We start from the raw sequence: 22,465 nt of genomic DNA on the forward strand, positions 1-22,465 counted from the left end.
GTCAGGCTACCTTCTTGAGTTGCTGCGCGTAGCCCTTGAGCACCTCGTCCCGCAGGACGTTCCATATCTGCGTATGAAGTTCGACGAAGCGCGGGTGCGTGCGAACCTCGGCCACGTCGCGTGGCCTTGGAAGGTCGATGGCGAACTCGCCGATCGGATGCGTTGCCGGGCCTGCTGAGAGAACGACCACGCGGTCGCTCATCGCGATCGCCTCGTCGAGGTCGTGCGTGATGAACAGCACCGCTTTCCTTTTCGCGGCCCACAGGTCGAGCACCTCGTTCTCCATCAACTGCCGGGTCTGGATGTCGAGCGCGCTGAAGGGTTCGTCCATGAGGATGATGTCCGGATCCAGCGCCAGCACCTGCGCGAGCGCGGTGCGTTTGCGCATGCCGCCGGAAAGCTGGTGCGGATACCGGTCACCGAAGCCACCGAGCCCGACGCGGGCCAACCAATCTTCGGCCTGCGAGCGCGCCTGCGCATCCGGAACGCCCCGGTATTGCAGGCCCACCATCACGTTGTCCAGCGCGCTGCGCCAGGGCATCAGCGCTTCCGACTGGAACATGTAGCCGGCGCGGACGTTGATGCCGGCCAGCGGCTCGCCGAACACCTTGACCGTGCCCGATGAAGGCTCCAGCAGCCCGGCGCCCACATTGAGCAGGGTCGACTTGCCGCAGCCGGTCGGCCCGACGACTGAGACGAACTCGCCATCGCGGATGCGCAAGGTGGTGCGCGAGACGGCGGTGTAGCGCTGGCTGTGGTCGTCCTTCGAGCGGAAGGTGCAACTGATGTCGAAAAGTTCGAGCGCGTGGTCGGCCATGGCTTGCAAGAAAAAACCCGGCCGGAGCCGGGTTGCGGGACGTCGAGGTCAGGCTTTGAACCTGTCCTTGGCGCGGCGCGCAAAATCGTTGGTGTAGAGCTTGGACAGGTCGATCTTGTCGGCCTTGACCGTGGGATCGAAGCTCGCGATTGCGGTCAGCGCGGTCTTCGGACCATCGGCCGGCACCAGCCCGTCGGTCGCGATCGCTTCGCGCACCTTGTCGAAGGAAGCGAGGTACAGAGCCCGATCGCCCAGCAGGTAGGTTTCCGGCACGGTCTTGATGATGTCGCCCGGGCCCGCCGTCTGCAGCCACTTGAGCCCGTGCACGATGGCGTTGGCCAGCGCCTGGCAGGTATTGGGATTCTTCTGGATGAAGTCCGACGACGCATAGAGGCACGCCGCCGGCATCAGCCCGCCGAACACCTCCTGCGTGCCCTTGAGCGTGCGCGTGTCGCTGATGATCTTCACGTCGCCCTTCTGCTCGAGCATGGTCATCACCGGGTCGGTGTTGCTGATCGCGTCGATCTGTCCCGAACGCAATGCCGTCAGCGCGCCGGCAGCAACGCCGACGCCGATGTAGCTCACATCGCTCGCCTTCAGGCCGCCGCGCGACAGCACGAGATTCGACACCATGTTGGTGGAAGATCCCGGCGCCGACACCCCGATCTTCTTGCCCTTCAGGTCGCCAATGCCCGTGTAGCCCGGCATGTTCTTCGTCGAGACGCCGATCGCAATCTGCGGTGCGCGCCCCTGCAGCACGAAGGCCTGGAAGTATTGGTTCTTCGCCTGGAGATTGATGGTGTGTTCGAAGGCGCCCGAACACACATCCGCCGAGCCACCGACGACCGCCTGCAATGCGCGCGCACCACCGGCGAAATCGGAGATCTCGACATCGAGCCCCTCGGCCTTGAAGTAGCCGAGCTGCTCGGAGATGGTGAGGGGAAGGTAGTAGAACGCGGCCTTGCCGCCGACCGCGATCGATACCTTCGATTTTTCCAGCTTCGGCTGTCCATGGACCAGCGGCGCCCCGATGGCGGCAGCACCCAGCGCTGCGGCAACGGTGAAGGTTCGGCGATTGAGCATGAGTAGCGCCCGCAGGCTCTTTTTTTCGAATGATTCGAAACGAGCTTAGGGGCGCACTTCTGCGCCTGCATCGGGAACATCCCGTGCGGGTTTTTACGTAAACACGAAGACCTCTATCGCCCTGCGAACAGGATCGCGATATTCACGAGGAACGCGAGTGCCCATACCGCACTGCGTGCGTTGCCGATGCCCGCGATGTAGAAGGCGATATAGAAGAGGCGCAACACGACGTACGCCGCCGCCAGCGAATCGATCTGGGACTGCGCGGCGCCGAGCTGGTGCGCGATGATGACCGCGCCAATGAAGAACGGCAGGCCTTCGAAGCCGTTGGACTGCGACGCATAGGCTCGCGCGCGCCATCCGGCCTGCCGCGCGCCCCATTCGCGCGGCTTCTCGTTGTCACCCAGGCCGAAGGCGCCTGCTTTCGCGATGTACGACGACATGTACGGCAGCAATGCGGCGATCAGGACGCACCAGTAGGCCCATGTCAGAGGGGGCAGCAGGTTCATGCTTTTCTCGCTCAGGTTCCGGTCAGCGCCGATCGACCAGCGCGTGCGCGATGGTGCCGAGGTCGACGTATTCGAGTTCGCTGCCTGCCGGGACGCCGCGCGCAAGGCGTGTCACGTTCAGGCCACGCTGCTTGAGCGCCTCGCCGATGACATGGGCCGTGGCCTCGCCCTCGGCGGTGAAGTTGGTGGCCAGGATCACTTCGCTGACCGTGCCGTCGAGTGCACGCTCGAACAGCTTCGCGAGACCGATGTCCTTGGGCCCGATGCCGTCGAGCGGGCTGAGCTTGCCCATGAGCACGAAGTAATAGCCGCGAAACGCGCCGGTGCGTTCGAGCGCAGCTTGGTCGGCGGGCGTCTCGACCACGCACAGCTTGGTCGCGTCGCGGCGAGCGTCCTGGCAGACGTTGCAGATCGCCGCCTCGGTGAAGGTGTTGCAGCGCTCGCAGTGCCGGACATTGCTGGCGGCCTGCTCCAGCGCGCGCGCCAGCATCTGCGTGCCCGCACGATCGTGCTGCAACAGATGAAAGGCCATGCGCGAGGCCGACTTCGCACCGACGCCGGGCAGCCGCCGCAGTGCCTCGACGAGCGCATCGAGCGAACTCGAATCCGCCACCGTCAATTTCCCCGCGATCTAGTGCCAGAAATACCGCGGAACCGGCTTCGCCGGGCCGCAGGTATTGCCCCCTGCAAGGGGGTTGGCGAAGCGACACGAAGTGCGCGCAGCCTGGGGGTGATCATCAAAACGGCAATTTCATGCCGGGCGGCAGGCCCGGCATGCCGGCGGTGAGCTTGCCCATCTTCTGCTCGCTGGTTTCCTCGGCCTTGCGCACAGCCGCATTGAACGCAGCAGCCACCAGGTCCTCGAGCATGTCCTTGTCGTCGCCCAGCAGGCTCGGATCGATCGTGATGCGCTTGACGTCGTGCTTGCACGTCATCACGACCTTCACGAGGCCGGCACCCGACTCACCTTCGACCTCGATGGTGGCCAGTTCTTCCTGTGCCTTCTTGAGGTTGTCCTGCATTGCCTGCGCCTGCTTCATGAGGCCGGCCAGTTGTCCTTTGTTGAACATCGTTGGTCCTGTCGATCGTTGAAAAATGGATGAATGAAACTCAGGCGGGCCGAAGCGTCCCCGGAACGATCCGCGCGTCCCAGTCGCGCATCATCGATTGCACGTCCGGATCGTTGCGGATCGCCTCCTCGGCCACACGCTGACGCTCGTCGGCGGCCCGCTTGTTGCGGCGCGCCGGGCTGTCGACGACAGCACCGATCTCGATGGCGATTTTGACGCCATGGCCCAACGTCGCGAGCGCGTTCTGCAACTTCTCCCGACTGCTGGTCTGGTTGAGCGATTCGCGCTCGACGCGCAGCAGCCACTGGTCGACGTCTCTTGCCACCAACTGGGATTGCAAAGCCAGCTCTCGTGCGAGCGCAGCGATGGCCTCGGCGGCAACCAGTTGGGTGACTGTGGCATGCCAGAAATCGCCCTCTTCGCTCGGCGGGATCGGTGCCGAGGCGGCGACGGCCTCGCCCTCGCGCGCGCCAGGTGGCGGTTGAACGCGAACCTGCATCGCGACGACCTTGCTTGGCGCCGGCGTCATTTCGTCGGCGGGCGCGGGCCTCGGTGACGCAGGTGACGCCAGCGAAGGCGCTTCGACGACCGGCAGACGATGCCCGGGCGGTGTAGCAGCGCTCGCAGGCTCGTGGATTTGAGCGGCCGGCGCGGCGACCGGCCGGGCGACTTCTGCAGGCACGGCACGCGGCGTTGCCGCCACGGGCCGAGGCGCTTCATTCAGAGTTTTTTTTTCCGCGCCGGCCGCGCCGGTGGGCTTGAACGCCAGGAGGCGCAACAGCACCATCGTGAGCGCCGCATATTCGTCGGGGGCAAGCCCGAGTTCGCCGCGACCGTGCAGGCAAAGGCTGTAGAGAAGCTGCGTTTCGTCCGCGGGCATCAGCGTGGCGAGACGTGCAGTCTCGGCCGCGTCAGGATCTGAGCCGCCACCTGCTTCCGCGCGGGACGGCACGGCCTGCAACACGGCCATCGCCTGCAGGACGGTGGTCATCTCCTCGAGCGTGGACGCGGCGGAAAGTCCGTCCCGGCGCAGCCCTTCGGAGGTCTCGACGACCGTCTTGCCGTCGCCCTGCGCGAGCGCCTCGATGAGACGGAACACATGTCCGCGATCGACGCTGCCGAGCATCTGGCGCACGCCGCTTTCGAGCAACTCGCCGTTGCCGAACGCGATCGCCTGGTCGGTCAGCGACAGCGCATCGCGCATCGACCCGCGCGCGGCACGCGCAATCAGGCGCAGCGCCAGCGGCTCGGCCGGCACGGTTTCGGTCTGCAGGACGCGCGTGAGATGTTCGAGGACGGTTTCAGGCGCCATCGGCCGCAGGTTGAACTGCAGGCAGCGCGAGAGCACCGTGACGGGCACTTTCTGGGGGTCGGTCGTGGCGAGCACGAACTTGAGGTATTCGGGCGGTTCCTCGAGCGTCTTCAACATCGCGTTGAAGGCGTGGCCGGTCAGCATGTGCACTTCGTCGATCATGAAGACCTTGAAGCGCCCCTGCACCGGCTTGTACACGGCCTGCTCCAGCAGCGCCTGCACTTCGTCGACACCGCGGTTCGACGCCGCGTCCAGTTCCGTGTAGTCGACGAAGCGGCCCGCATCGATGTCCCTGCACGCCTGGCATATGCCGCACGGCGCGGCGGTGATGCCGCCCTGCCCGTCCGGCCCTTGGCAGTTGAGCGACTTCGCGAGGATGCGCGACACGGTGGTCTTGCCGACCCCGCGCGTCCCGGTGAAAAGATAGGCATGGTGCAGTCGTTGCGAGGTCAGCGCGTTCTCGAGCGCCTGGACGACATGCTCCTGGCCCACCATCTCGCTGAAGGTTTTGGGACGGTGTTTGCGAGCGAGCACGAGATAGGCCATCGGCGCATTTTAGGGTCGGCGCCGAACCCCGCCTCGCGCCGGGCTAGGCCATCTTGCAGATGAATTTCGCGCGTCTCGCGTCTAGCATGAAAACTCCATCGAGGAGACCGATATGCCCACCGCGCCACGAAAAGCCGCAGGCACCGCCGCGGCAAAGAAAACACGGCAGGCTGGCGATGCAGGTCTGCGCCGCTATTGCGCGCAGCCCGTGCAGACGATCCGCCAGTTCGATCCCGGCGTCGCGGCCGGCCGCGCCCGTGCCATCATGGCCGCGAGCAAAAAGTGGGTGAACGGCACCCAGATCACGTACTACTGCTTCAAGCGCGGCGATGCGGTCCCTGCGGCATGGCAGGGCAGCACGGCCGACATCGGCGTGGTCGGCACTTCGTTCGAGACGTGGGCCAAGCTGGGTATCGGCATCAGCTTCCGGAAGGTGGATGCACCCGAAGACGCGATGGTGCGCATCGGCTTCGATCCGCAGGATGGGTCATGGTCTTTCGTGGGCCGGGACGTGCTGGGCACCAAGTCGCCGCAGGAGCGCACGATGAACTTCGGCTGGGCGCTCACGACCGACTACGGCCACGATACGGCGCTTCACGAGATCGGCCACACGATCGGTCTCGAACACGAACACCAGAATCCCAACGCCGGCATCACCTGGAACCGCCAGGCCGTTCTCGACTACTTTTCGGGCCCGCCGAACAACTGGGACCAGCAGCAGATCGACTGGAACATCCTGCGCAAGATTCCCGTCTCGGAGATCAAGGGGACGACGTGGGATCCCGATTCGGTCATGGAATACCAGTTCGACGCGGGGCTCATCGACGCGCCCGCCAAATACAAGGCCGGCCTCACGCCCAAGGGCGGACTCTCCTACGCGGACAAGGCCTGGGTGGTCGAGTCGTACCCTGGCGTGCGGGCGCCCAGCACCTCGGCGCTGAAGGTCGGGCTCTCGCAGCTGCTCAAGCTCAAGGCCGGAGAGACACGCACTTTCGACTTCGTGCCAACCCGCACTCGTACCTACAACATCGGCACGTTCGGAACCTCCGACACGGTGCTGGTGCTGTTTGAGGTCACGCCCACCGGCAATGTGCAGATCGCCGGCGCCGACGACAGCGGCACGGACCTGAACGCCAAGGTCAGCATGCGACTGCAGAAGGGTCGCAGCTACCAGATCGGCGTGCGTCTGTACTACGCCGATGCGGCGATGGAGACCTCGCTACTGGTCTGGTGAGTGGAGTCGCCTACAATCGAGTTTGACGGGCCTCCCCGCATGGTGAAGTGGCCAACCGGGTCAGGTGGGGAACCAAGCAGCCCTAACTGCGTAGTCAGTGCCGGGGGTAAGGCTCGTCAACCCAACATCCAAAGGCCGTGAGTTTCGACAACTCACGCGCCCCAAGGGGCCAAGTGCCCCGCCCTCCTCACTTTTTCAATCAACACCGCTGCCGCTTTAGTTGCGCGACTGGCATTGGCACACCTCGAAATACTGGATGCGCATACAGTCTTTCCGGTAGAATTTGTCGTCCCCAAGAACAACATCGAGGCGACAGCATGACCCCTTCCATCCCTGCACTGACCGCCGCGCGGGTGCTCCCATTCACGCCGCGGCCGAACGTCGTCAGGCGCTCATCGTGGCCTTTCCCCGTCGCGCACGACAAGGGGCAAGGCGGGGATCTCAGGATTCATGCGGCGCAGGTCATCGCCAAGACGGCGCGTCATTGGCAAGTGCGCTGAGGTTGTCGTCAGCGCGGCCCGCTGTTTCTGCCGCTACTGGCTGATCGCTTCCGCACGAAGCAGCTTGTCGGTCAGCACTGCCGCGAGCGCCAAGGTCTTGTGCTCCATGTTCGCGACGTGATAGCAACCCAACGCGCGTCCCTCATAGCTCACGGCCGCGATCGGAAAGTGGGTGCCGAGCGCCGTGGCAGCGTCATGCAGGCATTCGGCGATCGAGCACAGCCCGAGACGCGCATAGCACTCGTCGGCGTTGCCGATGCTCACGCCGTAGTTGAAGTAGCCGTCTCTGACCTTCTTGATGTCGACTTGCGGGTACATGGTGGGGTGCCGCTGAAAGGACCGCAAATTGTCATCGTCAACGTGAAAAAATGCACGTCAACCATAAGTACACATCGCGTTGAATGTGCTAGCCGAATCGGGCCAGGACGCCCTGTGCGGCCACTGCGCCGCTCGCCATCGATGCGGTCAGGAGGTAGCCGCCCGTCGGCGCTTCCCAATCGAGCATCTCACCCGCGAAGAACACGCCGGGCAGCGCAGTGCCCATCAGGTTCGAGTCCATGCCCTTGAATCGGACGCCCCCCGCGGTGCTGATGGCCTCATCAATGGGCCGCGTCCTCACGAGCCGAAGCGGCACGGCCTTGATGGTTTCGGCCAGCTTGTCGGATGAATGCATTTCGTCGCGCGTGAGCACTTCATGCAACACGCCGGCCTTGATGCCCTCCAGTCCGAGCCGACTCTTGAGGTGGCTGGCGACGGAGCGCGAACCTCGTGGGTGCGATACGGCGCCGCGCACTTGCTCGGCGGTGCGATCGGGCAGCAGGTCGAGTTGCAACGTGGCGCTTCCGTTGGCCGCGATCTCGTCGCGCAGCAGCGCAGAGGCCGCGTAGACCAGGCTGCCTTCGACACCGCTTGCCGTGGCGACGAACTCGCCCTTGCGCTGAAAGCGATGCCCAAGCGAATCGGTGAAGGAGATCGCCACCGACTTGAAAGGCATGCCTGCGTAGCGCTCGGCGAAGAACGGCGTCCACTGCAGGTCGAAGCCGCAGTTGGACGCAGCCAGGGGCGCAACATCCACGCCGCGCGCAGAAAGCCACGGCACCCACGCGCCATCGGACCCCAGTCGCGACCAGCTTGCTCCGCCAAGCGCAAGGACGACCGCGTCGTACGGCGCGACGACCTCGCCCGCAGGGCTGGAGAAACGCAGCGTGGTCGCAGGCTCCGACGGATCGTCCCATCCGAGCCATCGGTGCCGCATGTGAAACTGCACACCGGCCTGGCGCAAGCGATGCAGCCACGCACGCAACAACGGCGCGGCCTTCATGTCCTTCGGAAACACGCGACCGGACGTGCCGACGAAGGTCTCGATCCCGAGCCCATGCGCCCATTCGCACAAGGCATCGGGCCCGAAGCGCCGGAGCAGCGGCTCGATCTGCGCGCGGCGCTCGCCGAAGCGGCTGGCGAAGATGTCGAAGGGTTCCGAATGCGTAAGGTTCAGCCCACCGCGCCCAGCGAGCAGGAACTTGCGCCCGACGGAAGGCATGGCGTCGTAGAGATGCACCTGCACGCCCCGCGCACTTAAGACTTCCGCAGCCATCAAGCCGGCGGGGCCGCCGCCGACGACGGCGACACGTTGATCTTGTTTCATTCGAGTGTGACCAGTTCACCCTGCCCGGTCAGGAACGCGGCGCGCACCGTTTCACCAGGGTAGGCGTCTTGCACCGCGTCGCGGTAGCGGTTGAGTTGCGCGATCAGGCTGGCGTCGCGTTCGGGCCGCGCGGCGGATTTGTAGTCGAGCACCCACCACGCGCCGCTGTCGCGATGGCGGACCAGGCGATCGATGCGCAGCGTCTGCCCTTGGTGAATCAGTGTGACCTCGTTGCCGTGCCAGTCGAGCGCATCCATGTCCCACGCCCACGCGCCCTGTCCGGCGCGAATGCGTTGCGCCAGGGCCGCGGCAGCGCGAGCGGCCTGCAGGTCGAGCGCAAACTCGCGCGCCGCGGCGCGCACGTGCCCGGCCGGCAACGCAATGCCCGGCTCCGCCCATTCGAGCAGCCGATGCATCGCCTGCCCCATGGCCGAGGCACGTGTGTCGATATCGATGGTCGTGCGTACGACCGGCTGCGGCGCTGCCGTCGCCGTCACTTCAGGCAAGCGCAGCATCTGGAACGCGGCGGGAACCCGGGTCGACACCGCGGGGGCCGTTTCAGGAACGTCGCCAACCAGCTCGCAGCGCGGCTCCAGCCGGGCCCACCAGCTCTGGGGATTCGGGCGTGCGGCGGCAACGGCGGAGACGACCAGTTCTCCCCTCGCGCGCGTCGTCGCCACATAGAGCGCGTTGATCTCTTCTCGATGCCGCGCCGCCTGTTCCTGCGCCAGGTCGTCGACCGCGCACGCAGGCGGACTCTTCTCGCTGGCCATGAACACGAAGCGTTCCGGCGCAGCGGCATGGCCGGGCCATTTCACGAGCACGCCCATGGTCTGTGCGCGCTGCGCCGAGGCGTCGGTGTCCAGCAGCAGCACGAGTTCGGCTTCGAGCCCCTTGGCGCCGTGCACCGTCAACAGTTGCACGGCGTCGGCGACAGTCACCGCGGGCGCGCGAACGCCGCCGGCACGGATGGCGCGCACGAAGCCATAGGCCGTCGCGAAGCGCGCACCGTCGAGTTCGAGCGATGCCGCCAGCAGGCCGCGCAGATTGGCGAGCACGCTCGCACGCAGTGCGGCCGGCGCGGCGGCGGCGAACTTCGGCAGCACTTCACCGTCATGAAAGATCGCGCTCAGCGCATCGTGCGGCGGCAATGCGGCAAGCCATTGCTGCCATCGTCGCAATCGCGGACCGATGCCGGCAAGCGACCCCTGCCAGTCCGGTGCCTGCAGCAGGTCGAACCAGCTCGCGCGGCCGGCGCGCTGACGCAGTGCGAGTTGCACCAGCGCATCGTCATCGATGCTCCACAGCGGGGATCTCAACGCGCGCGCAAGCGACAGGTCGTGGTCCGGAGACACCAGCGCATCGACGAGCGCAATGATGTCCTGCACTTCGGGCGCATCGTTCAGCTCGTTCTTCTCCGGCTGCTGCACGGCGATGTGCAGCTTGCGCAGTTCGTCCTGCAGCACGGTCAGGCGGCTGCGCCGGCGCGCGAGGACCATGATCCGGCTCGGTGCCAGACCACCGGCGATGCGATCGGCGATCCAGCGCGCCGCCTGCTCGCATTCCTTCTGCAGCAGGCGCTCTTCCGGCAGGATGCGAGGTGTGGTGAGGCTGTCGCGCCAGGGCAGCATGCCATCGGCATCGGCGACCGTCTGGTCGGCCGGGTCGGCACCCCCAATCGAATCCCGAGCAATCAGCGGGAGCTTCCGCACGCGCCCTGGCACTTTCGATTCCGTCGTGTGGTCGCGGAATCCGCTGAACTCGCCGGCCTGCTGCGCGTCCTGCATCGCCGCGTTGACCAGGCCCACGACCGCCTGCGCATTGCGATGCGTGTGGTCGCAGTTCAGGAGGTCGCCATTCAGGCCCTGCTGCACGAACTGCTTGGCCGCGATGAACACCTGCGGCTCGGCGCGCCGAAAGCGGTAGATGCTCTGCTTCGGATCGCCGACGATGAACACACCCGGCCGCCGTCCACCGGCGCCGGCGTAGCTCCCGAGCCAGCCGTTGAGCGCTTGCCACTGCAGCGGGTTGGTGTCCTGAAATTCGTCGATGAGCAGATGCCGCACGCGCGCATCCAGCCGCTCCTGCACCCAGCCCCACAGCTCCGCATTGCCGAGCAGAAGATGCGCCGCCTGCTCGACGTCGTTCATGTCCACCCAGCCGTTCTCGGCCTTGACTTCGACGAAGCAGGCACTGAGCAGCCGGGTGAGCCGGGCCATGCGCTGTTGGTGGAGCCAGGCTTCGTGCTGTGCCTTCGCTGCGCAGAACTGCAGCGCGCGGTCCTGCGCGGCGCGCACGTCATCGAGGCCGGCCAGCTTCTCGCTGAACTTGCGCGGCTCGCCCTTTTGCGTGAGCAGGGCATCGAGCACGGCGGCCGCATGGCCTTCAGTCATGGCTTGTTCGAGTTCGACGCCTCGCCGCGAAAAGGTCGGCGCGCTCGCGCGGCCGAGCGCGCGGGCCGCGGCCAGCATCACGTTGCGCCAGGCAGGATCGCGGAGCAGGATGTCGTCCGGCGATTCCGCGCGCTCGAAAACGGGGTACATGACACCCATGGGCGTCACCGCCGCATCGACCGCGTCATGCGCATCCGCGAGTGCGAACTCCACGCGGCGCGTGAGGGCCTCGTCCAGTGCCTTGGCGATCTGCGAACGGCCGTGCGTGGCGACGAGCGCGTGGTAGTCGGCCGAGGCGGCCTCGTCCGCGGCAACGGCGGAATAGAAGGGGCGCCAGACGCGGGCGCGCGCCTCGGCGTCGTCTTCCAGGAGTTGGTAGTTGGCGGGCAGCCGCAAGCGTTCGAGCACCGCAACGGGCGCACTGCGAAGCAGCCCGGCGAACCACGCATGGAAAGTCCGGAATTGAACGGGCCGTCCGCGCGCGAGCAGTTCCCGGTAGAGGTTCTGAAGGCGTGGCGCCGCTGCCTCCGCGGCCGACGGCTCCATCCCGCGCATCACCAGTTCCGGAACCAACTCGCCCACCGGTTGCCCGGCGAACTTTTCGAGCCACTGGTCGAGGCGCTCGCGCATCTCGCCGGCGGCCTTCTTGGTGAAGGTGATGGCCAGGATCTCGTGGGCCTCGCAGGCGCCCTCGCCTTCCTCCAACAAGGCGCGAAGGATGCGCGACACAAGCATCCAGGTCTTGCCGGCACCCGCGCAGGCTTCAACCGCCACCGAGCGGCGCGGATCGCAGGCGATGGCGTAGAAGCGCTCGCGCGAAACGCGCATGCCATTGTGTTCATAGGCCGCGGCAGTCATGGCAGCGCTCATTCGGTCACTTCCCAGAAATCCTTGCGGCACAGGCCGCGGGCGGCACAGTGGTCACAGACCGGCCCTTCGCCCAGCGCGGGCAGCGCCGCGCCCTGGCCGATGCGCGCCAGATCGTCCATCACGCCGGCCACCAGCGCATCGCGTGCGGCCACGATCTCGGGCTGCTCGAAGGTCTGCGTGCCCGATGCCTTCTCGCCGACGTTGACGTAGGCCGCGCGCAAGCTGTCGTCCGGAAACAGGGCCGCGTAGAAAGCGAGCTGCGTGTCTTCCGTCGGATCCTTGACGCGTTCGCGGGTCTTGTCGGCCGACTCGGTCTTGTAGTCGATCACGAAGGCCCTGCCGTCGGGCGTCGCGTCGACGCGGTCCAGGCGGCCAATCAGCTTGACGCTGCCGAGCGGTACTTCCTTCCAGGGCTCGGACTCGACGAATACTGCGCCTTCGCCGGTCTCGTGGCCGGCCAGCCAGGACAGGTAGCCGTCGCGCACGGCAGGCCAGGCCGCGGCGAAGGGAAGGAACTCGGCCTTCGACAGGCCGAATTCCCGTGTCGCGAGTGCTTCCGCCGTGGCCATCATCGCGCGGCGGGTCGCGAGATCGGAGGTCTGCACATCCTTCAGGGCTTCATGGAAATGGCCTAGGACGGCATGCAGCCAGTTGCCGAAATCGCGCTTGTCGATCTCGGCATCGAGTTCGTCGCTGTCGCGCAAGCCGAGTTGGCGCAGGGCGAAGAAGCGGTAGGGACAGCGTCGCAAGTCCTCGTAGGCAGTCGATGACAGGCTGGCGGGCACCAGCGCGTTGCCGTGCGGCTGCGGATGCGGTGTCGGCCGGGCCTCGACCTGCACGGAAAGGCGAGGATCGGTGGCCTCGGCCGCCGAATGGTCGAGATGGAGCATCTGCACGAGCGGACTTGGTCGCACCGGCTCGCCGCTCGCGTCGAACTGGCGCCACAGCACGTCGCAGCGCGGCGCGCGCATCGCGATGGCCCATGCGGCGCGCTGCGCGGCTTCGAGTTCTTCGCGGGATGGCAGCGAAAGGCCGGCGCGCTGTGTCGGATTCCAGTCGCCTGGCGGCTCGGGAGAGGCAGGCAACCGCTGATCGTCGCAACCCGGCACGACCACGGCCGCGAAGGCGCGACCGAGCAACTGGTGCAGCGGCAGGACGACGACCTGCGATGCCTCGCTGTTCGATGGCGCCAAGACGAAGCTGGCCGCTTCGAGCACATCGCGTACCCAGGCCGTGAACTCCGCCAGCGTGCAGCGCGTGCCCCGAATCTCGCCTTCGTCGGCGTCCAGGTAGAGCGCGGCGATCACCTCGATGCCGGCCACATCACCGGCCAGCCCGGCCCACTGGCCGCCGGCTTCGAGCAAGGTTCTTGTCGCCTGGAGCCATTCGCCGAGCGGCCGGGCCCGGACGAGCGGCTCTCGGAGGGCCTCGATGGCCTCCGTCAAACGCAGGAGATTCGCATCGGTGGGCTTTTCGCTGGCAGGCACCCACGAACACCAACCGCGCCAGTCACGCATGCCGCGATCGCGCAGACGCGCCTCGAGCGCCAGGACGGCACGACCATCGAAAGCGCTGGCCGCCTTGAGCCAGTCGAGGACCTGGTCGCTGCTGGCGTCGTGGGCGCAGGCGCGCAACGCGCTCATCAGGTTCGCCGCAGCACGAGTGGTGGACAGCTTCCAACCGGTCTCATCATGGGGAACCACGCCATGCGCCACGAGCTGGGCGCTGATGCGGCGTGTCAGCGCACGGTCGGTGGCGACCAGGGCCACGGGCGCGCGGTCTTCGGACAGATGATTCAGGACGCAGGCTGCCGCGCGATCCGCCTCGTCTTCAGGATCAGCCGCTGCGTGCAGATCGACCACGCAGGCGGGCGCGCCCAATGTCGCGAGCGGCAAGTGCAAGGCGCGCTCACCCATCAGGGCGGCCAGCTTGCGAGTCAGCGGGTCGCTCTGAAGCCCGTCCAGCACGATCAACTGATCGACCTGCGCGAGCGCGTGGCCCGCGAGCAGCACGTCGGTTGCATAGCCGGAAGTGGATGCCCACGCCAGCGCGATGCCGTTGAGCGCACTTTCGATGTCGAACCATTCGGAGCCCTTGCCCGCGCCGACGATGTCGCGGACGCTTTGGGCCCACGCGGCGCGTTCGTCAGGACGCTCGGCCGCGGCCAGAGGAGCAAGCTGGAGGACGATCTCGACCAGCCGCCCCGCCAGCGCATTGCGCGATGCCGCGAAGCCCGTGCGGGCCAGCAGGGACTGCGCGGTCAGCAGATCACGCGCCATGTCGAAGGCGATGTCGTCGACGCCGGGCGTGAAGCCGCCCGCGCTGCGCGCCCAGTTGCGCGTGGTCTCGAAGCGCGGTGCGAAGCCCGCACCGCCGTGCGCGGCCCACATGGCGCGGGCCACTTGCATCAGTTGCGCGTAGGGCACGAGCACCACGGTCCGCGCCGCGTGAATCCGTCGTTCGGCGAGAACGCTCGAGATGCGGCGGACGATGCCCTGGTCCGGATCGCACCAGAGCGCGTGCGCCGGATGGCGCTCAGAAGATTGCATGGGGTGTATTCGGGATGGCTTTGGCTATCGGGGCCATAGCTTCGGTGCCGGCCACGCCGACACTTGGTTTCTGTCACAATGACCCGCACTTTAGCTGCACCGAAACTCTCCGCGCAGAAGGACACATTCCATGGCCAGCGATCTCATCAAACACATCTCCGACTCTTCTTTCGAAGCCGACGTGCTCAAGTCCGGCAAGCCCGTTCTGGTGGACTACTGGGCCGAATGGTGCGGCCCCTGCAAGATGATCGCGCCTATCCTTGACGAGGTGTCGAACACCTATGAGGGCAAGCTGCAGATCGCCAAGATGAATGTCGACGAGAACCGCGACATCCCCGCCAAGTTCGGTATCCGCGGCATCCCGACGCTGATGCTGTTCAAGGATGGCCAACTGGCCGCCACCAAGGTCGGTGCAATGAGCAAGGCGCAACTGACGGCCTTCATCGATCAGCAACTGGCCTGAGCGATACCCATGCTGCCTGCGCGCAACGCGCCGGCAGCTTTGCCTTTTTTCCTGTCATAATTCCCCACAGATCACCGGCCCATTCAGGTACCCGGTTCGAGTTCCCCGGTTTGTGAGGCATCTCTCGCCTCTCCCCAAACCTCCCCCTCCTGGTTTTGACAGATTTCCCCGCAAGGGGTCATTCCATGCACTTAAACGAACTCAAGGCACTCCACGTGTCCGAAGTCCTCAAGCAGGCCGAAGCCCTTGAGATCGAAAACGTCGGCCGCATGCGCAAGCAGGAGCTGATGTTCGCGATCATCAAGAAGCGTGCAAAGGCCGGCGAGCAGGTGTTTGCCGACGGCGTGCTCGAGATCCTGCCGGACGGCTTCGGCTTCCTGCGCAGCCCCGACACCAGCTTCACGGCGAGCACGGACGACATCTACATCTCGCCGAGCCAGGTGCGCCGATTCAACCTGCACACCGGCGACATGATCGAAGGCGAAGTGCGAACGCCCAAGGACGGCGAGCGCTACTTCGCGCTGACGAAGCTCGACAAGGTCAACGACGGCCTGCCCGAAGCGAACAAGCACAAGGTGATGTTCGAGAACCTGACGCCCCTGTTCCCGAAGGAACTGATGCGTCTGGAACGCGACAACTTCAAGGGCGACGAGAACATCACCGGCCGCATCATCGACATCATCGCGCCCATCGGCAAAGGCCAGCGCGCCCTGCTCGTGGCCCCGCCCAAGAGCGGCAAGACGGTGATGATGCAGCACATCGCCCACGCGATCAGCGCCAACTATCCCGAAGTGCACATGATGGTGCTGCTGGTGGACGAGCGGCCTGAGGAAGTGACTGAAATGCAGCGCACGGTGAAGGGCGAGGTCATCGCGTCGACCTTCGACGAACCGGCCGCCCGTCACGTTCACGTCGCCGAAATGGTGATCGAGCGCGCCAAGCGCCTGGTCGAACTCAAGAAGGACGTGGTGATCCTGCTGGACTCGATCACCCGCCTTGCCCGTGCCTACAACAACGTCGTGCCCTCGTCGGGCAAGGTGCTGACCGGCGGTGTCGACTCGAACGCACTGCAGCGCCCCAAGCGCTTCCTCGGCGCCGCGCGCAACGTCGAAGAAGGCGGGTCGCTCACCATCATCGGCACTGCGCTGATCGATACCGGCAGCCGCATGGACGAAGTGATCTTCGAAGAGTTCAAGGGCACCGGCAACTCCGAAATCCACCTCGACCGCCGTCTCTACGAAAAGCGCGTCTTCCCCTCGATCCAGCTCAACCGCAGCGGCACGCGTCGCGAAGAACTGCTGTTGCCGCCCGAGATCCTGCAGAAGACCCGCATCCTCCGCCAGCTCATGTACAACATGGACGAGATCGAGGCGATGGAGCTCATGCTCAAGAACATGAAGGCGACGAAGACCAATGTCGAGTTCTTCGACATGATGCGTCGCGGAGGCTGATCGCCTCCTGCGCTGGCGGCAACGTCAGCGCGCCGTCAGGGCCCGGCCTTCTGTCGCGCTCTGGCGTCCCAGGTCGAGCAGTTCCATCAGCTCGACCGCCTGTTCCGGGGTCACCGGATTCGGGCCCTCCCCATGGATCGCGTCCCGGATGGCCGTGTAGTAGCGGACGTAGTTGCCCGCCAGTGTCGGCACCGCCCGCGTCTGGCTGCGGCCATCGTCGAGTACCACTGTGCATTCGCCATCGATTGGATCGGCGCCCCAGCCTGCGCCGCCTGGAATCCCTCCCTCGCGCAGCGCATCCTCCTGAGGATCCACGCCCCGCTTGATGTAGCTCCCGCGCGTGCCATGCACGATGTAGCGAGGCGCCGCATGCGCCGCGAGCGTGGTTGCGTGCAACACCACCCGCATCGGCGCGTGCGCGGCGGTTTCATAGCGGAGCACGGCGTGGAAATAGTCTTCGACCAGTGCCCCGTCGCGCAAGGCGGCCGTATCGAGTTGCAAGGTGTCGGGCCGGCCGAACAACTGAACCGCCTGATCGACCAGATGCGAACCCAGGTCCACCCACAGGCCAGCGCCGGGCACGGGCTGCTCGCGCCAGCGCTCGCGCACCTGCGGACGGAAGCGATCGAAATGCGACTCGAGATACACCGGCCGACCCAGTTCGCCGCTGGCGAGCAGGTCGCGCAGCGTCAGGAAGTCCGAGTCATAACGACGGTTCTGATAGACCGACAGCACCCGGCCGTTCTGTTGGGCCAGCGCGGCCAGTTCGCGGGCCTGGGCGGCGTCGAGCGTGAAAGGCTTGTCGACGACGACATGTTTGCCGCCAGCAAGCGCGGCCTTGGCCAGCGGGTAGTGCTGGGCGTTCGGCGCTGCGATGACGACCAGGTCGATGTCGGTTCGACGCAACAGTGCCTCGACGTCCGGGATCACATCCACGCCTGGCCAGTCCGCATGGACTTTGCGTGGTTGCGAACTGGCCACCGCCGCCAGATCGAGGCCTGCGACGGCCGAGACCACCGGGGCATGGAATGTCTGGCCTGCGAACCCATAGCCCACGAGACCGGCGCGCAAGGTAGGAAGTGGCATGGTGACGGTCTCTATGGCGCTGAAAAGCACCAGTATGCGATAATTGCGGGCTTAGCGAAAAGTGCAACACGGCGCCGTGCCGTGTCATCCCTTCGGGACATCCCGGCCGAATCCACGGCTTTTGGGGTTTGTGGCTCTCGCATCGACCAAAGGAAAGACCATGAAAGAAGGCATTCACCCGAACTACCGCGAAGTTCTGTTCGTCGACCTGTCGAACGGCTTCAAGTTCGTGACCCGTTCGTGCGCGAACACCAAGGAAATGGGCACCACCGACGACGGTCGTGAACTGCCTCTGTTCAAGCTCGATACCTCGAGCGAATCCCACCCGTTCTACACCGGCACGCAGAAGTCGGTGGACAACATGGGCGGTCGCGTCGAGAAGTTCCGCAACCGCTTCGGCAAGACCACCGGCGCCGCCTCCAAGTAAGGAAGGCGCTTCCGCGTCGAGGGCAGCCCGGTTTGACCGCGCTGCCCTTTTTCTTTCCTCCCGACCCTCTCGCACTCTTCCGTTGAACCAGCCAACGCCCGCGATCGTTGCCCAGAGCGCCGTGCGCCGCCTGCCGCGCATCGCCTTGCTGCTGCTGTGCGCGGCCTACCTGATGCCCGGGCTGCTGGGCCGGGGCCCCTGGAAGAGCGCCGACATCACGGCCTTCGGCTACATGGCCGAACTCGCCCAAAGCACCGAAGGCATCGCGCGCTGGCTCGATCCCCTGCTGCTCGGATTGCGGCCTGAAACACCCGCGCTGATCCCATACTGGATCGGCGCCTGGGCGATCAAGATCGCGCCCGGGTGGGTCAACCCCGACCTTGCGGTTCGCATCGCCTTCGCCATGCTGCTGGCCGGCGCGTTCACCGCCACCTGGTACGCCGTCTACTACCTCGCCCGAACATCTCGCGCGCAGCCCGTGGCGTTCGCGTTCGGCGGCGAGGCGCGCCCGACGGACTACGCGCGGGCCATCGCCGATGGCGCCTTGCTGGCGTTGATCGCCTGCCTCGGCCTCGCGCAGCTCGGGCACGAGACCACGCCGGCACTTGCGCAGCTCTTCTTCACCTCCCTGATGTTCTTCGGCGTCGCCGCGCTGCCGTACCGGCGCACCGGTGCGTTCATCTCGCTGGTCGCCGGCGCGATCGGCCTGGCGCTGAGCGGCGGCCCCACGGTCGCGTTGATGCTGGGCTTCGGCTGCGTGGCGATCCTTTTGCTGGAACGGCGCCGTGGCGAGAGCACCGGCGAATCACAGGATGTCGAGCCCACGTACACCAAGGGCGCGATCGCAACGGTCTTCGGTATCACGGTGCTGGCTGCTGCACTGTCCATTGGGTTGGGATTGCTGCAGTGGAAGATCGCAATGCCCGGCGGCCGTCCCGGCATCCGCCTCATCGCCGATCTGCGCAGCCAGGCCAAGCTGCTGCTGTGGTTCACCTGGCCGGCCTGGCCCCTCACCGTGTGGACGATCTGGCGCTGGCGGCACCAGCTCATCGCGCGGCATGTCGCGCTGCCGCTATGGTTTGCGCTGGTCCCGCTCTTCGCCACCTGGACCACCAGCTTCTCCGAACGGTCCCTGCTGCTTGCCCTCCCCGCGTTCGCGACCCTGGCCGCGTTTGCGCTGCCGACCCTGCGGCGCAGCGTATCGGCGCTCATCGACTGGTTCACGCTGCTGTTCTTCAGCGGCACCGCCGTGATCATCTGGGGCTACTGGATCGCGCTGCAGACGGGCTACCCGCCCAAGATGGCCGCCAGTCTTTCGCGACTCGTGCCCGGGTTCGTGCCGTCCTTCTCCTGGCTCACGCTCATGTTCGCCTTGGCCGCGACGATCGCATGGGGCTGGCTCGTACGGTGGCGGACAGGCCGTCATCGCGCGGCGCTCTGGAAGACCCTGGTCTTGCCCGCAGGGGGCGCGGCGCTGTGCTGGCTGCTGGGCACCACGCTCTGGCTGCCGGCGCTGGACCATGCCCTGAGCTTCGCGCCGCAGGTGCGCGTCATCTCCGATCGCATCGGCCAGCCCGCTTGTGTCTCCACCCTCGCGCTCAGCCGCCCGCACGTCGCGGCGCTGCGGCACCACGGGCGTTTCAAGCTGACGCCGCTGTTGGCCGAAGGCGGGGCCAACTGCCCCTGGCTGATCGTCGGGGCCGACGGTGTCGGCTACCTGCACAACATCGCGAACCTCGAGCGCTGGCGCCTGATCGGCACCTTCCGGCGGCCGACCAGCGCAACCGACGACCTGCTCCTCTTCCAGCGGATTGCGCCCACAGGTGGCTAGTGAAAGGCGTGTGATCGCGCGCCACGCCGCCACGGTGCTGGTCGGCCAGCTGGCCGTGATGGCTTTCGGCGTCACCGACACGATCGTCGCCGGGCGTTACGCCGATGGTGCGCTGGCGGCCCTTTCGGTCGGCTCGGCGATCTTCATCAGCGTCTTCGTTTCCCTGATGGGTGTCCTGCAGGCCCTGCTGCCCGTCTGGGCCGAACTCCACGGCGCGCAGCGCACGGCGGAAGTCGGGCGGTCGGTACGGCAATCGCTCTACCTGTGCGGCATCACGATCGTCCTCGGCATGGCGGTGCTGCTCTTTCCCGCGCCGATGCTGACATGGACCGAGGTTCCACAGGGCATGCGCGGCGACGTCGAAGCCTACTTGCGCGTGCTGGCCTTCGCCTTGCCGCCCGCCCTGCTGTTCCGCCTGTTCAGCACGCTCAACCAGAGCCTGGGCAAGCCGCAACTCGTGACCTGGCTGCAACTGGCATCGCTCGGCCTGAAACTGCCGCTGTCGATCTGGTTCGCCTTTGGCGGTGCGGGTGTACCGGCCATGGGATTGGTGGGCTGTGGCTGGGCGACACTGACGGTGAACTACGCCATGCTGGCTGCCGCGATCTGGCTGCTGCGAAACCAGGCTTTCTATCGCGAGTACCGGTTCTGGCAACGCATCGAGGCCTTCGACTGGACGCAGATTCGCCAGTTCGCCCGGCTCGGCGTTCCCGCCGGCCTGGCCGTGCTGGTGGAAGTGACCTCTTACACCCTGATGGCGCTGTTCATTGCGCGCCTGGGCACTGCCGCGGCAGCCGCCCACCAGATCGCGTCGAACCTGACCGCGGTCGCCTACATGATGCCGCTCTCACTCGCCATCGCCACCAGCGCCAGGGTCAGCTTCTGGCTCGGTGCCGGCGAAGCCGCACGTGCGCGCCAGGCTTGCGTGAAGGGCTTTGAACTGACGATGTTCCTCGCGCTCCTCTTCGCCGCGACGATGACGCTGTTTCGCTGGCAACTCGCAGGCGTCTACTCGGCCAATCCGGCCGTGGTCGCCCTCGGCGCAACGCTGTTGATGACCACGGCCTTCTACCATCTTGCGGACGCACTGCAGACGCTGTGCGTCTTCGTCCTGCGCTGCTACCGCGTCACGGTGATGCCGCTGATCCTCTATTGCACGTTGCTCTGGGGCGTGGGACTCGGCGGGAGCTACCTGCTGGCCTATCGCGGGATCGGCCCCTGGCCCGCGATGCAGTCGCCCCTCGCCTTCTGGCTCATGAGCGCGCTGGCGCTCGCGATCACCGCGATGCTGTTCCTCGCGCTGCTGGTGTGGACGATCAGGCGACGGCGCTGAGCGCGGAGCCTTGCCGGAGCCGCGTGACCGGAAAGACGAGCGCGAAGCGCGAGCCCTTCCCCACCGTGCTCTCGATGCGCAATTCGGCGCCGTGCCGTTGCGCGATGTGCTTCACGATCGCCAGTCCCAGGCCGGTCCCGCCGGTTTCGCGCGAGCGGCTTCGATCGATGCGATAGAAGCGCTCCGTCAGTCGCGGAATGTGCTCGGCGGCAATGCCCGGGCCGCTGTCCTGCACCGCATATTCGCCGCGGCCGTCGGGCAGCAGTCGCCAGGTCACTTTTATCTCGCCCCCACCGGGCGTGTACCGGATGGCGTTGCTCAACAGGTTGGACATGGCGCTCTGCAATTCGGTCGGCGCGCCCGCGATTTCGGAGTCGGCATCGCTCGTGAACGAAAGACGATGGCCTTGCGCGGACAGCCGGCTCGACAGGCCCCGGCCTTCGTCCTCGCACTGGGCCATCAGCGCGCGAATGCGTGTCCACCGGCTCGGTGGCGGCGCGGCGCTGCCCTCGAGCTTCGACAAGGTCAGCAGGTCGTTGACGAGCGTCTCCATGCGGTGCGACTGCTGCGCCATGAGCGACAGATAGCGGGATCGCTCCTCGGCGTCGAGCGGCAGGTTCTGCAGGGTTTCGACAAAGCCCGCGAGCACCGTGAGCGGCGTGCGGATCTCGTGCGAGACATTCGCGACGAAATCGCGGCGCATCGCTTCGGCCTGCTCCAGTGAGGTGATGTCGCGCGTGAGCAGCATGCGCCGGTTGCCCGCGTAGGGATGCACCTGCACCGACAGCCGTGCCGGGTGGCTGCGATGCGCCTGCCCGTGCGAGGGCGCATCGATGACGACATCACGGCTGTAGTTCCAGGAGGCCAGGTACGCGACGAAAGCCGGGTCTCGCACGAGGTTCGCCATGTGCTGAAGAAGGTCGCGCTCGGCGTCGATGCCGAACTGGCCGGCCGCCGTCTGGTTGCACCATTCGATGCGGCCCTGCTCATCGAGCAGCACCACGCCGTTGGGCGAGGCCTGGATCGCCGCCAGGAACTCCTGCAGCCGCTCCTCGGCCTGCCGGGTTTGCTGTTCTCGGGCGCGAAGCAGCTTGCGGATGCGTTCGGCCAACTCGCCCCACACCCCGGGACCGCGGGACGGCAGCCCCGAGGCGTCGGCACGGAGCACCTCCAGCAAGCGGCGCGCGCGCCAGGCGTCGAGCACCAGCCAGAGCACGGCACCTAGCCATGCGCCGAGCCACACGGAACGCCATCCAAGGATCGCCCCGGCGCAGGCGCCTCCCAGGAGGGAGGCCATCAGGAAAGTTGCGATACGAAACGGCATGCCGACCCATTATCCCGCCCGG

General features: G+C 66.3%; 19 protein-coding genes and 1 other RNA gene. 8 read left to right on the forward strand and 12 right to left on the reverse strand.

What is annotated here, in order from left to right; all coding sequences use genetic code 11:
- Position 1: 1 nt before the first annotated feature.
- The 6 genes from ACSFBL_RS28505 to dnaX all read right to left on the reverse strand — a co-directional run bounded on the left by ACSFBL_RS28505 (position 2) and on the right by dnaX (position 5,337).
- Positions 2 to 817: an ABC transporter ATP-binding protein gene (locus ACSFBL_RS28505; RefSeq protein ID WP_435519223.1), complete on the reverse strand. Its 816-nt coding sequence runs from the start codon at positions 815 to 817 to the stop codon at positions 2 to 4.
- Between the two features lie 48 nt (positions 818 to 865).
- Complete coding sequence (locus ACSFBL_RS28510; protein ID WP_435519182.1) at positions 866 to 1,900, reverse strand: ABC transporter substrate-binding protein; 1,035 nt, start codon at positions 1,898 to 1,900, stop codon at positions 866 to 868.
- 113 nt (positions 1,901 to 2,013) lie between these two features.
- A complete protein-coding gene (locus tag ACSFBL_RS28515; RefSeq protein ID WP_435519183.1) occupies positions 2,014 to 2,409 on the reverse strand; it encodes an MAPEG family protein in 396 nt (131 codons plus the stop codon).
- A 22-nt stretch (positions 2,410 to 2,431) separates the two neighbouring features.
- A complete protein-coding gene (gene recR / locus ACSFBL_RS28520; protein ID WP_435519184.1) occupies positions 2,432 to 3,022 on the reverse strand; it encodes a recombination mediator RecR in 591 nt (196 codons plus the stop codon).
- A gap of 124 nt (positions 3,023 to 3,146) precedes the next feature.
- A complete protein-coding gene (locus ACSFBL_RS28525; RefSeq protein ID WP_435519185.1) occupies positions 3,147 to 3,479 on the reverse strand; it encodes a YbaB/EbfC family nucleoid-associated protein in 333 nt (110 codons plus the stop codon).
- 40 nt (positions 3,480 to 3,519) lie between these two features.
- Entirely contained in the window at positions 3,520 to 5,337 is a 1,818-nt protein-coding gene (gene dnaX / locus ACSFBL_RS28530) for a DNA polymerase III subunit gamma/tau (protein ID WP_435519186.1), read from the reverse strand.
- Positions 5,338 to 5,449: 112 nt separating this feature from the next.
- Here dnaX and ACSFBL_RS28535 point away from each other — a divergent pair, with 112 nt between their 5' ends.
- From ACSFBL_RS28535 to ACSFBL_RS28545, 3 genes are all read left to right on the forward strand, one after another.
- The gene (locus ACSFBL_RS28535; protein WP_435519187.1) at positions 5,450 to 6,571 is read left to right on the forward strand and encodes a M12 family metallopeptidase; all 1,122 of its coding nucleotides are present in this window, start codon (positions 5,450 to 5,452) and stop codon (positions 6,569 to 6,571) included.
- A gap of 24 nt (positions 6,572 to 6,595) precedes the next feature.
- Positions 6,596 to 6,692: signal recognition particle sRNA small type (ffs, locus tag ACSFBL_RS28540), an RNA gene on the forward strand.
- A 196-nt stretch (positions 6,693 to 6,888) separates the two neighbouring features.
- Complete coding sequence (locus ACSFBL_RS28545) at positions 6,889 to 7,071, forward strand: hypothetical protein (protein WP_435519188.1); 183 nt, start codon at positions 6,889 to 6,891, stop codon at positions 7,069 to 7,071.
- Between the two features lie 33 nt (positions 7,072 to 7,104).
- On the opposite strand, the gene ACSFBL_RS28550 is transcribed toward ACSFBL_RS28545, so the two are convergent.
- The 4 genes from ACSFBL_RS28550 to ACSFBL_RS28565 all read right to left on the reverse strand — a co-directional run bounded on the left by ACSFBL_RS28550 (position 7,105) and on the right by ACSFBL_RS28565 (position 14,528).
- A complete protein-coding gene (locus ACSFBL_RS28550; protein WP_435519189.1) occupies positions 7,105 to 7,389 on the reverse strand; it encodes a hypothetical protein in 285 nt (94 codons plus the stop codon).
- Between the two features lie 88 nt (positions 7,390 to 7,477).
- Positions 7,478 to 8,716: a TIGR03862 family flavoprotein gene (locus ACSFBL_RS28555; protein ID WP_435519190.1), complete on the reverse strand. Its 1,239-nt coding sequence runs from the start codon at positions 8,714 to 8,716 to the stop codon at positions 7,478 to 7,480.
- Positions 8,713 to 11,967 (reverse strand): UvrD-helicase domain-containing protein, encoded by a 3,255-nt coding sequence (locus ACSFBL_RS28560; protein WP_435519191.1) that lies wholly within the window; start codon positions 11,965 to 11,967, stop codon positions 8,713 to 8,715. The genes ACSFBL_RS28555 and ACSFBL_RS28560 overlap by 4 nt, the downstream gene beginning before the upstream one ends.
- A gap of 8 nt (positions 11,968 to 11,975) precedes the next feature.
- Entirely contained in the window at positions 11,976 to 14,528 is a 2,553-nt protein-coding gene (locus tag ACSFBL_RS28565) for a PD-(D/E)XK nuclease family protein (protein WP_435519192.1), read from the reverse strand.
- Positions 14,529 to 14,658: 130 nt separating this feature from the next.
- On the opposite strand from ACSFBL_RS28565, the gene trxA reads away from it, so the two are divergent.
- Both trxA and rho read left to right on the forward strand, forming a co-directional pair.
- Positions 14,659 to 14,991, forward strand: a complete 333-nt coding sequence (gene trxA, locus ACSFBL_RS28570) for a thioredoxin TrxA (protein WP_028253873.1) — start codon at positions 14,659 to 14,661, stop codon at positions 14,989 to 14,991.
- A gap of 185 nt (positions 14,992 to 15,176) precedes the next feature.
- The gene (rho, locus tag ACSFBL_RS28575; RefSeq protein ID WP_286566020.1) at positions 15,177 to 16,442 is read left to right on the forward strand and encodes a transcription termination factor Rho; all 1,266 of its coding nucleotides are present in this window, start codon (positions 15,177 to 15,179) and stop codon (positions 16,440 to 16,442) included.
- A 24-nt stretch (positions 16,443 to 16,466) separates the two neighbouring features.
- On the opposite strand, the gene ACSFBL_RS28580 is transcribed toward rho, so the two are convergent.
- Entirely contained in the window at positions 16,467 to 17,528 is a 1,062-nt protein-coding gene (locus tag ACSFBL_RS28580; RefSeq protein ID WP_435519193.1) for an oxidoreductase, read from the reverse strand.
- 160 nt (positions 17,529 to 17,688) lie between these two features.
- Here ACSFBL_RS28580 and ACSFBL_RS28585 point away from each other — a divergent pair, with 160 nt between their 5' ends.
- The 3 genes from ACSFBL_RS28585 (at position 17,689) to ACSFBL_RS28595 (ending at position 21,119) form a co-directional block, all read left to right on the forward strand.
- Positions 17,689 to 17,955 (forward strand): type B 50S ribosomal protein L31, encoded by a 267-nt coding sequence (locus ACSFBL_RS28585; RefSeq protein WP_028253870.1) that lies wholly within the window; start codon positions 17,689 to 17,691, stop codon positions 17,953 to 17,955.
- Positions 17,956 to 18,037: 82 nt separating this feature from the next.
- The gene (locus ACSFBL_RS28590; RefSeq protein WP_435519194.1) at positions 18,038 to 19,786 is read left to right on the forward strand and encodes a hypothetical protein; all 1,749 of its coding nucleotides are present in this window, start codon (positions 18,038 to 18,040) and stop codon (positions 19,784 to 19,786) included.
- 10 nt (positions 19,787 to 19,796) lie between these two features.
- Positions 19,797 to 21,119, forward strand: coding sequence for an MATE family efflux transporter (locus ACSFBL_RS28595; RefSeq protein ID WP_435519195.1), 1,323 nt, complete (start codon positions 19,797 to 19,799; stop codon positions 21,117 to 21,119).
- Here the strand turns inward: ACSFBL_RS28595 and phoR are convergent.
- Positions 21,103 to 22,443: a phosphate regulon sensor histidine kinase PhoR gene (gene phoR, locus ACSFBL_RS28600; protein WP_435519196.1), complete on the reverse strand. Its 1,341-nt coding sequence runs from the start codon at positions 22,441 to 22,443 to the stop codon at positions 21,103 to 21,105. The genes ACSFBL_RS28595 and phoR overlap by 17 nt on opposite strands.
- Positions 22,444 to 22,465: the final 22 nt, after the last annotated feature.

The organism is Variovorax glacialis, assembly GCF_051216375.1.
GTDB lineage: Bacteria > Pseudomonadota > Gammaproteobacteria > Burkholderiales > Burkholderiaceae_C > Variovorax.